Origin of the sequence: Mesorhizobium sp. M7A.F.Ca.MR.362.00.0.0 (assembly GCF_004023175.1) — a bacterium.
In the GTDB taxonomy this organism is placed as follows: domain Bacteria; phylum Pseudomonadota; class Alphaproteobacteria; order Rhizobiales; family Rhizobiaceae; genus Mesorhizobium.
Genome location: NZ_RZTF01000197.1, coordinates 4114 through 11719 on the forward strand (window position 1 = coordinate 4114; position 7606 = coordinate 11719).

Annotated in this window: 13 protein-coding genes; 6 read left to right on the forward strand and 7 right to left on the reverse strand. The window is 62.1% G+C overall.

Annotation, left to right across the window (positions count from 1 at the left end; translation table 11 throughout):
• The 4 genes from EOC06_RS22045 to EOC06_RS22060 form a co-directional block, all read left to right on the forward strand.
• On the forward strand, positions 1-740 hold a 740-nt coding region (locus EOC06_RS22045), incomplete at its 5' end, for a DMT family transporter (protein WP_245469890.1).
• Positions 741-1079 carry a thiol-disulfide oxidoreductase DCC family protein gene (locus EOC06_RS22050; protein WP_128308782.1) on the forward strand — a complete coding sequence of 113 codons (339 nt, stop codon included), beginning with the start codon at positions 741-743 and terminating at the stop codon, positions 1077-1079.
• A 109-nt stretch (positions 1080-1188) separates the two neighbouring features.
• Positions 1189-1878, forward strand: a complete 690-nt coding sequence (locus EOC06_RS22055) for a PadR family transcriptional regulator (RefSeq protein WP_127326293.1) — start codon at positions 1189-1191, stop codon at positions 1876-1878.
• A gap of 112 nt (positions 1879-1990) precedes the next feature.
• The gene (locus EOC06_RS22060; RefSeq protein WP_127326294.1) at positions 1991-2290 is read left to right on the forward strand and encodes an HlyU family transcriptional regulator; all 300 of its coding nucleotides are present in this window, start codon (positions 1991-1993) and stop codon (positions 2288-2290) included.
• Positions 2291-2368: 78 nt separating this feature from the next.
• Here the strand turns inward: EOC06_RS22060 and EOC06_RS22065 are convergent, their stop codons facing one another.
• The 5 genes from EOC06_RS22065 to EOC06_RS22085 all read right to left on the reverse strand — a co-directional run bounded on the left by EOC06_RS22065 (position 2369) and on the right by EOC06_RS22085 (position 5706).
• A complete protein-coding gene (locus EOC06_RS22065; RefSeq protein WP_127326295.1) occupies positions 2369-2578 on the reverse strand; it encodes a hypothetical protein in 210 nt (69 codons plus the stop codon).
• A gap of 92 nt (positions 2579-2670) precedes the next feature.
• A complete protein-coding gene (locus EOC06_RS22070; RefSeq protein ID WP_128308783.1) occupies positions 2671-3306 on the reverse strand; it encodes an outer-membrane lipoprotein carrier protein LolA in 636 nt (211 codons plus the stop codon).
• A gap of 50 nt (positions 3307-3356) precedes the next feature.
• On the reverse strand, positions 3357-3620 hold the full coding sequence (locus EOC06_RS22075; RefSeq protein ID WP_127268100.1) for a YMGG-like glycine zipper-containing protein: 264 nt from the start codon (positions 3618-3620) through the stop codon (positions 3357-3359).
• A gap of 298 nt (positions 3621-3918) precedes the next feature.
• Positions 3919-5121 (reverse strand): MFS transporter, encoded by a 1203-nt coding sequence (locus tag EOC06_RS22080; RefSeq protein WP_128308784.1) that lies wholly within the window; start codon positions 5119-5121, stop codon positions 3919-3921.
• 126 nt (positions 5122-5247) lie between these two features.
• Entirely contained in the window at positions 5248-5706 is a 459-nt protein-coding gene (locus EOC06_RS22085; protein WP_127268102.1) for an Lrp/AsnC family transcriptional regulator, read from the reverse strand.
• Between the two features lie 170 nt (positions 5707-5876).
• On the opposite strand from EOC06_RS22085, the gene EOC06_RS22090 reads away from it, so the two are divergent.
• Positions 5877-6611, forward strand: coding sequence for an AzlC family ABC transporter permease (locus EOC06_RS22090; protein WP_128308785.1), 735 nt, complete (start codon positions 5877-5879; stop codon positions 6609-6611).
• The gene (locus EOC06_RS22095) at positions 6608-6907 is read left to right on the forward strand and encodes an AzlD family protein (protein WP_127326299.1); all 300 of its coding nucleotides are present in this window, start codon (positions 6608-6610) and stop codon (positions 6905-6907) included. The genes EOC06_RS22090 and EOC06_RS22095 overlap by 4 nt, the downstream gene beginning before the upstream one ends.
• Before the next feature lie 20 nt (positions 6908-6927).
• Here the strand turns inward: EOC06_RS22095 and EOC06_RS22100 are convergent, their stop codons facing one another.
• Both EOC06_RS22100 and EOC06_RS22105 read right to left on the reverse strand, forming a co-directional pair.
• The gene (locus tag EOC06_RS22100) at positions 6928-7221 is read right to left on the reverse strand and encodes a type II toxin-antitoxin system RelE/ParE family toxin (RefSeq protein WP_127268105.1); all 294 of its coding nucleotides are present in this window, start codon (positions 7219-7221) and stop codon (positions 6928-6930) included.
• A 3-nt stretch (positions 7222-7224) separates the two neighbouring features.
• Positions 7225-7464, reverse strand: coding sequence for a CopG family ribbon-helix-helix protein (locus EOC06_RS22105; RefSeq protein ID WP_127256140.1), 240 nt, complete (start codon positions 7462-7464; stop codon positions 7225-7227).
• Positions 7465-7606: the final 142 nt, after the last annotated feature.

The following is a 7606-nucleotide window of genomic DNA, read 5'->3' on the forward strand; positions in this document are numbered from 1 at the left end:
CGCTGCTGCTCAATCTGGAAGGGCTGGCGACGATGGCGATCGCCTGGCTCGTCTATCGCGAGAATGTCGACCGGCGTCTGCTTTTTGGCGCCTTCGCCATTCTGGCGGGCGCCGTTCTTCTGTCTTGGCAAGGTGAGGGCGTCGCCTTCAACCGTGGCGCCCTGCTGGTGGCGGCGGCTTGTGTGGCCTGGGGGATCGACAACAATTTCACGCGCAGGATCTCGGCCACCGACCCGGTGGTGATCGCCATGCTCAAAGGGCTGGTGGCGGGTGTCGTCAATGTCGGGCTGGCGCTTGCCGGCGGGGCCTTGTTTCCCCCGGCGTCGGTCATTGCAGCGACCGCCGCAGTCGGTTTCTTCGGCATTGGGGTCAGCCTGGTGATGTTCATCGTGGCGCTGCGTCATCTGGGCACCGCCCGGACAGGGGCCTATTACTCGCTCGCTCCCTTCATCGGTGCGTTGCTGGCAATCGCCATCCTGGGTGACGCCGTCACGCTCAAGCTGGCGGCCGCCGGACTTCTGATGGGCGTTGGCCTGTGGCTGCATCTGTCGGAACACCATGAGCACGAGCACGATCATGAGGAACTGGAACACGAGCACAGCCATGTGCATGACGAGCACCACCAGCACCATCATGACGGGCCGGTGAGCGAGCCGCATTCGCACTGGCACCGGCATGCCCCGATGCGCCACCGGCATCCGCATTATCCCGACCTGCACCACAGGCATGGCCACGGATAGATGCTGACTGTCTGGTACAACACGCGCTGCCCGGTCTGCGATGCCGGTATCAGCAGGCAGAAGCGGCGGCTGATCGAGGCGGTCAAGGCCGGGCGGATCGAGTTCCGAGACATCAATCTTGAACCGGCAGCGCTTGCCGGACATGGCGCGTCGCTTGAGGACATCCGCCGCCGGCTGCACGCCACCGATGCGGCGGGCAGGCTGCTGGTCGGCGCCGACGTTGCCATCGCCGTGTGGAAGGTCACGCCGGGCGAAGGCTGGCTGGCGATGGTGTTCGGCAATCCGGTTGCCTTGCCGGTGACACGCTTTGCCTACGACCGCTTCGGCACGTTCCAGTGAAAGCAAGCCTCTGGCGCCGCATTCAGATACATCGTAAGATATATCTTGACTCCGTCGATTGGCTTGCCTAATTAAGATATATCGTAAGATACAACTCAAGGAGCAATCAATGCACAAACATTTTGGGAACAATCATTTCGGCGAACGCATGTTCATGCACATGGCCGGCAAATTTGGTGGCAGAGGGGGCGGCGGTTTTGGCCCGTTCGGGCAGGGCGGTCGCGGTGGCGGGCGCGGCGGCCCGGGCGACATGTTCCGCGCCGGGCGCATGCTGGCCGACGGCGACCTCAAGCTGATCACGCTGTCGCTGCTGGCCGAGGCGCCGCGCCACGGCTACGACATCATCAAGGCCCTGGAAGAGCGCACCAGCGGCATCTACAGCCCGAGCCCGGGCGTGGTCTACCCGACGCTGACCTTCCTGGAAGAGGCCGGCTATGCCGCCTCCGCCGCCGACGGCAACAAGAAGGTGTTTTCGATCACCGAAGCTGGTCAGGCGCATCTCGCCGACAACCGCGAGATGATCGATGGCGTGCTCGACCATCTCGAGCGCTTCGGCCGCAAAATGGCCAAGGCGCGCGACTGGTTCGGCTGGAACGACGAGAGTGAAGAGGGCGGGCGTCGTGGCGGCCGGGGTAGCCGCGGGGATCGTTCGGAAGCGCGCGACGAATTCCGCGCAGTCCGCCACCGACTGCGCGCGGCTCTGGGTGATTTCGTCGACGCCCCGGCCGACAAGCAGGCCGAGGCGATCGCCATCCTCGAAGGCGCCGCCGAGGCGCTGGAAGCGCTGTCGCACAAGTAAGCTTGTCCAGCCGGCCGGACGCAGCCCTTGCCCGCTGGGCCAAGGACCGATAGTGAAATTCATCCCGCGTCACTCTACATGGTGCGGGATGAATGCTGTTGGAGGAAGCCCGATGTCTTTTCTGAAGCGTCTTTTCGGCGGTGGTGGCGGCGGAACCCAGGCGGCTGAGCCGACGAGTGCAGCGCCAGCCAAGCAGGTCGAGCACAAGGGCTTCCTGATCAGCGCCACGCCCTACAAGGCGGATGGCCAATACCAGACATGCGGCGTCGTCTCCAAGGAGATCGACGGTGTGGTGAAGGAACACAAATTTATCCGTGCCGACCGTTTCGCCGGGCTCGACGACGCCGTCGACATCTCGATCAAGAAGGGCATCCAACTGGTCGACGAGCAGGGCGACCGGATTTTTGGGTAGATCACCGCCACAGGTCCATGCGGGCCTTTGCGCCACGATGGACCTCTCGGTTCGGGTTGACCTACGACCGCCGGCGGATCAACTCGTCCTGGCGGGATCGATCGTCATCAGGCGGGTCCTGGCCTCTATCAGATGCCTTCTCGCGGCCCTTATCCGGCCGCACAATGCCAGATTAAGAGCGACGCCGCCTTCCTCGTCCAGCAAGTCATTCGCGCGCTTCAGAGAGTGCTCAGCTCTCCTTATGCGCAGTCTGGCGTTGGCCGCTTCGATGCTGTGAATTTCAATCATTGTGCCGCGTCCTTTGCGGTTCCGGTCCCTTCACGGATTAAACCGCCGCTGATCATATTGGTTCCGGTGCTGTGACCATTCTGCGGCCGCCGCTATTTCGTTGTGGTGTTGAATTCACGGTTCGCCGCATAATCGATAACGAAGGTGCCCTCGGGAGCGCGAACGCCCTGCTTCACATTTGATATAGTCACCGTTGTGGTAAGTCCCTTCTCGTCGGTGAGGCTCCATCTGCGCAGATCGAGCGATTTTCTGTCGAACACCACGGAGATGTTCGAATTGCCGAAAGCCGATCTGTCGGCCAGCTTGACGGTAACTTGGGCGCCGTCGTCTCTGATGCTCTTGAGGCGACTGCCGGAGAAGTCGACCTTGTTGTCGAGCAGCAGCTTCAGCGGCGTCTTCGAGAGAGCATAGAGCCGCGATGTCTTCAGTTTCCTGTTGTAAACCACCAGGGATTTACCATCCGCAATCACGCTGATCCCAGATTGGCCAGCATAATTGAACCGGATCTTGCCCGGGCGTTGGAGAAAAAACCTGCCGTGTTTTCTTTCCGCCTTCGGGCCCGACTGCACGAAATCCCCTGACATGGATTTCACCGATGAGAAGTGATCGGCAATCGTCTTCGCATCAACCGGCGCGGCCGAAATCGCAATCGTGGACGCGATATTCAACGCGGCAGCGCCGACAGCGGCAAACAAGAAACCCGGCAGCTTTTTGATCCGATAGGCCATTCGACTACTCCTGGCAGTCGCGTGATTGAAGGAGATCACGCGCCTTGAGATCAGTAGCCGTCCGGGCACCGCGCGACGTAAACCCGGCCGTACCGATCGCGATATCTGCACTGGCCGGCTTCGCTGGCGTGGCCGATGACGGCCCCGGCTATCGCTCCCACCGCACCGCCAACAACCGCTCCTTCCACAGGGTCTCCGGCCACTGCGGCGCCTACGGCCGCGCCACCCAAGCCGCCGACGGCGGCGCCTTGTTCGGTACGGGAGCACGCCGAGAGCGGAATGAGCAGGCTCAAAATGAGCAGCGTCTTTTTCATCGTTTCTCTCCTGAGGCTACTATTAGCCAAAGCTTAAATGCTTAAGAGAGCTTTTCGATCCATCGACCGTTGCCTGCCATTCAAGCCTGGCCGTGGCGGAGCCGCGCGCCTTCGGCTCAAATGGTACCCTCACTGGTGTGGACGGGTGCGCGAAGTCGTCGCTTGGTGCAAACGTTGGCCGTGGACTTCCGCACTCGCACAAGGGAGAACGGATGAAACAGAGGACAGGATCCGCGGCGAACCGAACGGGCCAGGCTGATTGCGCGCCTGGCCAGCAAGGTTTGGAAGTCGACCCGAACTAAGCCGGCTGCAGTTCCCTGCGTGGCAGTGGCGGGAACGCGATGGCGATGCCGACCGCGCCGAGCCCGATAAGAGCAGAGCCGATGAACAGCCAGGAATAGTTGGCGTAGGCATCGAACACCATGCCGCCGGCAAGCGGTCCCAATGCCATGCCGAGGCTGGACAGCATGGTGGCGGCGCCGAACACGGTGCCGAGGATGCGCTGGCCGAAATATTCGCGCGCCAGCACCGCATAGAGCGGCATGACGCCGCCATAGGTGGCACCGAAGATAACGGCCAGCATGTAGAACTGCTCAAGCTGGCTGATCGACAGATAGGCGGCAATGACGATCGCCTGGATCGCCAGGCCCGCGATCAGCACCGGCTTGACGCCCAGCCGGTCGGCCAGCACGCCGTAGAAGAGCCGGCCGCCAAGGCCTGCCAGACCTTCGACACTGTAGATCGAGACCGCTGCCATGGGGGCGACGCCGCACAGCATGGCATAGCTGACCATATGGAAGATCGGTCCGGAATGCGCCGCGCAGCAGGCAAAGAAGGTCAGCCCGAGCACGATGAATTGCGGCGAGCGCAGCGCCTGGTAGACTGTCAGGCCGGCACCTTCGGCAACCGGCGCGGAGCCGGTGTCGACCAAGACGGGCTTCGGCGGCTGGCGCACCAGCAGCACCGCCGGCAACAGCAGCACCCAGGCGGTAATGCCGATGTCGAACATGGCGGTGCGCCAGTCATAGGCGGAGATCAACCAGCGGGCGAAGGGCGAGATCGTCATCGGCGCCACGCCCATGCCGGCCGAGACCAGTGAGACGGCAAGGCTGCGGTTGGTGTCGAACCAGCCTGTGGTCAGCGCGATCATCGGCGCAAAAAAGGCGCTTGCCGCGAGACCGACCAGGACGCCATAGGTGATCTGGAAGCTCAGCAGCGAACCGGCGCGGCTGGCCAGCACCAGCGCCAACCCGAGCAGCACCGCGCCGATCATCACGACGATGCGGGCGCCAAAACGGTCCGATATCGCGCCCCAGGCGAAGCCACCAAGGCCCATCACCAGGAAGTTGAGCGTCATGGCGCTGGAAATGCCGGCGCGCGACCAGTTGGTGTCGATCGCCATCGGCTCCAGGAATATCGCCAGCGAAAACATCGTCCCGATGGCGACACAGGACATCAGCGCGCCAGCGGCGACGATGACCCAACGATAGGAAAGGCTCATTCAAATCTCCCATGCCTAAAGGCAGCGCTGCGCGCTGCTTGCACCCGAAGGACGCCGGCACCGGGTTCGATCCTACAATCCGGTTGCATTTTTTATCCAGTTTGACGTGACGCCGTTTTCGGCAGTTCAGATCGGCAGTTCCGACGTGTATTTGATCGTCTGGCTGGGGACGTCGGTCTTGACGTTCTGCACGCCCTTGATGCGGCTCAGATGCTCCGACTGGAAGCGGCGGTAATCGTCGATGCCGGCTGCCACCACGCGCACCATGGCGTCGCAATCGCCGAGCATCAAATAGCACTCCATCACCTGCGGCAGCTTGGCGACTTCGGTGGCGAAATGCTCGATCGTGTCCTCATCCTGCGTTTTCAGCCAGATGCGGGTGAAGAAGGTGAGGCCCTTGCCGATGCTGCCGGGGTTCAGCACTGCGACGTAGCGATCGATGATGCCGGCTTCCTCCAGCAGCTTCACGCGCCGCAGGCAAGGCGAGGGCGACAGGCCGACCTCTTTGGCCAGATCGTTGTTGGCCATGCGGCCGTCGCGCTGCAGCGCCCGCAGGATCCGCTTGTCGATCTCATCCAGCTTCATGGCTCTAGATTCCATCTATTTTGAAATTAATGGCACTCAATGCCGAACCTAGTTGAAGTACAACAATATTCGCAACCATATTGCGGAGAATTGTGGGTATGTTTGCCGCCAGTATCATGAGAGTTCAAACGCAGGGCAGCGGCGGCCGCGAGGCGCGCCAGTGGAGACACATGAGCATTTCACAGGCAGTCGAGGCGGCGGGCAATGGTTCGCGATCCGAATTCCGCCGTGGCGTGGCGTCCTGCGCGCCGGTGCTGTTCGGCACCATACCCTATGCGCTGGTGCTCGGCGCCCGGGCCACGCAGAAAGGCTTGAGCGCTGTCGAACTGTCCATGATGACAGGGCTGAATTTCGCCGGCGGTTCGGAATTCGCGGCGATCCAATTGTGGACGTCGCCGCCGCACATCGTGCTCATCGTCGCCATCACCTTCCTGGTCAACAGCCGTCACCTGCTGATGGGTGCGGCACTGGCGCCGTTCCTGCGCCACCTGCCACGGCGCAAGGTGTTTCCGGCGCTTTTCTTTATGTGCGACGAGAGCTGGGCGCTGGGCCTGGCCGATGCCAGACAGCGCACCGCTGCCGGCATCATGCCGGCCTTCAGCCCGCGCTACTATATGGGCGCGGCGCTGGCGATGTATCTCGCCTGGGTGGCCTTCACCACGCTGGGTGCCTTGCTCGGTCCGATGCTCGGCGACGTCGGCACCTATGGTTTCGACATGGCGTTCCCGGCTGTCTTCCTGGTGCTGATGCGCGGTATGTGGACGGGTATGGCGGCGGCGCGACCCTGGCTGGTCAGCCTGGTCGTGGCGGCACTGTTCTATCTCTTCGTTCCCGGCGCCTGGTATGTCGCCGCGGGCGCCATGTCGGGTCTGGTCGCGGCCTGGCTGATGGCGGGTGATGCATGATCGATGCAACGACCTTTTTCACCATCGTGCTGATGGCCGGCGTCACTTATCTCACGCGCATCGGCGGCTATGTCGTGCTGCGCAACCGTACGCTCAGCGGGCGTGCCACGGCGGTGATGGAAGCGGCGCCCGGTTGCGTGCTGATTGCGGTCATCGCACCGGCCTTCGTGTCGAAGTCCCCGGCGGATATTCTGGCGCTGGCTGTTACGCTGGTGGCCGCCACGCGGCTTTCCATGCTGCCGACTGTGCTGATCGGAGTCGCTTCGGCGGGGTTGCTCAGGCATTTCATCGGCTAGAAAGGCAGCGGCCAGTTGGCTCAGAGGCTCTTTGGCCACTGTTGGGCGGCATGTATGACGGTAAGTATTTCGACGGCATCTTCGCTTACGCGATAGGGGACGATATATGGGATATCGGCCAAAACGAGTTCTCGCGTCGCCTTGATGCGTCCAACGCGACCCATAGCCGGCTGTTCGGTAAGCAACTCCGCTGCGGACAAGATGCGCCCAATGACACGGGCGGCAGCTTCGGGACTGTCTTTCTCGATATGCGCGCCGATTTCGCCAAGCCGACGCAAAGCCCGCTTGGTCCAACGGATTGTCTTGCGGCTCATGGATCAGCCGGCGGGCTTGACGTATTTCCCGATCACAGCGGCCAACTCTTGTTCGCTGGCGAACTCACCGCGCTCGGCCTCGGCCAATCCGGCCTCTATCTCAGCGAGTTGCCACTCTTGACGAGCTACAAAGTCTTCGATGGCCTTGGCGGCCACATAAGAGCGCGAGCGATCGAGCTTTTCGGCAAGTTGGTCGAGCCTGTTTGTCGTGTCGTCGGGGAGGCGTACGGTGAAAGCCGTCATGGTTTCGATCCACTTGGTTCATTGTGATTGTGAGTGAACCAAGGTGGATCGTCAAGTCACACCCAAAGGACTCTGGTCGCTTCGCGCTGTTTACTGTCAGGAAAACAAGCGGGGAGCGCATTGAAAAAGGGCGGGCGCCAAG